We start from the raw sequence: 1,642 nt of genomic DNA on the forward strand, positions 1-1,642 counted from the left end.
AGAGCAGTTGGCTTTTAACCAATTGGTCGCAGGTTCGAATCCTGCACGACCCACCATTTTGTTCCTGGTGAGCCTTTTCCAATCAGAGAGAAGAGGTTTGCTGGGGAGAAGCAGATACAGCGCAGCGCAGACAGCAGCCGTCTGTCGCAAAACATAGCTGCGCATCTTCTTGATGTCAATTTGCGATAGCGCACAGCCATAACCCGCATGGCTGTGCGCTTTTTCGTGCGCGCCTGCGGAAATCCTAGGCACGATCTATCGATCACGCACGGCTATCCCTTGAGACGCGCGTCACAGATTCCGACTAGCGGTAGCAGGTGGCGTACGGAATGCTCGGCTCAGCTGCCACGCATTCCTTGGCCTACTCTAGCCCTCAGCTGAGGGGAGGGTAGTTTCAAAGTGCCCGTGGCAGCCCGGTGCCCTGGGGCCGCCATACCCGCCAATGCAGGTATAGGGACCGTTGTCGCCTGAGTCAGATGATGGAGCAAGGCCGACATGAGCTCCTGCATGTCTTCAAGATTCGGCCCGCCTGTAGCAGTCTTCTCATGTGATGCCGAGGCCCTGTGCTGCGAAGCATCTTGCTCCTCTGGGCACGCAGTCGTTGATCTTGAAATAGGTCTTTCGGAAATCGCAGCTGCCTTTCTGACACGATCTGGACGATCGGTGATCCGATGGGGCGTTTTCTCTATCTGAAGAATATTGGTCTCAGTGACCGGCCCCTCGATCAGCTGCGGCCGCACCCGGTCAAGGGCTTGTCGACTGCTGCCATCATCGACCCTCGCCACCATCCTTGTCGGCCGCCCGCGGGATTCTCGCTCAGTCATCACCTCACGCATGATCTCGAAGTCAGTCTCGACGTAGCCCAAGGTGGTGGTGATGCTGGAGTGGTTGAGGAGCGTTTGTACAACGTTGAGATTGCGATCCTTCTCTTTCATCAAGTCGGTAGCGAGGGTATGCCGGAACCGGTGGGGCGTGATCGGCGTGCCGACGGCTGCCGTCAGCTTCTTGTAGAAGGCCTCGACCTGGTCAGGATCCATAACCTCTTTTTCATAGTGATCAGAGAAGCGATTGACGTTGAAGAGCTGGTCATGTTGCCCGATGCCTGAAAGTCGTGCTGCTTCGCATAGCTTGCGAATGAAGGGTTCCAGAGAGTGGGTGATGGGTACCTGATACTGCCGGTACGTCTTCTCCGTCTCACCACGGACCGTGATCTTCTTGTTGTAGAGGTCAACGTCCATCGGCCGGATGTGGAGAAGGGCGCTCAGGCGCATACCCGTGCTCCAGTAGGTCTCGTATACGCACCGCCAGAACCAGGCCGGCGTCGCCTTTGCCCGCTTGTGAGTCAGCCTCTCTTCGCGTTCGAGCTGTTCCAGATAGAGACGTGCCTGCTCGATGACAATGCGGCTGAGGGTCTTCTTCGGCTTGTTGATGAGCTTCACTGCGGTTTTGCGGAAGGGGTTACGTCTGAGCTGGATGACCTCTTCATCCATGGCCAGTTGGTACAGCGTCTTCATGTTGTTTGAATAGCCGCGGCAGGCCGCCCACCGGGGGCAGCGGCCGGAATGGGTTTGCGGCGTTGTCCCAGGCGGTGGCCTTGGCCAGCAGGGTGAGCGGGAAGGGCGCGAACTCCAGGCGCGCCTCG

Annotated in this window: 2 protein-coding genes; both read right to left on the bottom strand. The window is 57.9% G+C overall.

Features of this window, described 5'->3' with window-relative positions:
* Window positions 1–252, bottom strand: a 252-nt coding sequence (locus GSQ95_RS26290; protein ID WP_218580207.1) for a hypothetical protein, incomplete at its 3' end; no start/stop codon positions are given.
* Between the two features lie 86 nt (window positions 253–338).
* Window positions 339–1,514 carry a site-specific integrase gene (locus tag GSQ95_RS13490; RefSeq protein ID WP_158897062.1) on the bottom strand — a complete coding sequence of 392 codons (1,176 nt, stop codon included), beginning with the start codon at window positions 1,512–1,514 and terminating at the stop codon, window positions 339–341.
* Between the last annotated feature and the right edge of the window lie 128 nt (window positions 1,515–1,642).

The organism is Pseudomonas sp. BAV 4579 (assembly GCF_009765395.1).
GTDB classification, from domain to species: domain Bacteria; phylum Pseudomonadota; class Gammaproteobacteria; order Pseudomonadales; family Pseudomonadaceae; genus Chryseomonas; species Chryseomonas aestiva.

Bases quoted from the DNA above. Each gene is read 5' to 3' on its own strand.
- GSQ95_RS13490 (WP_158897062.1), bottom strand. From the start codon at position 1,514: ATGAAGACGCTGTACCAACTGGCCATGGATGAAGAGGTCATCCAGCTC.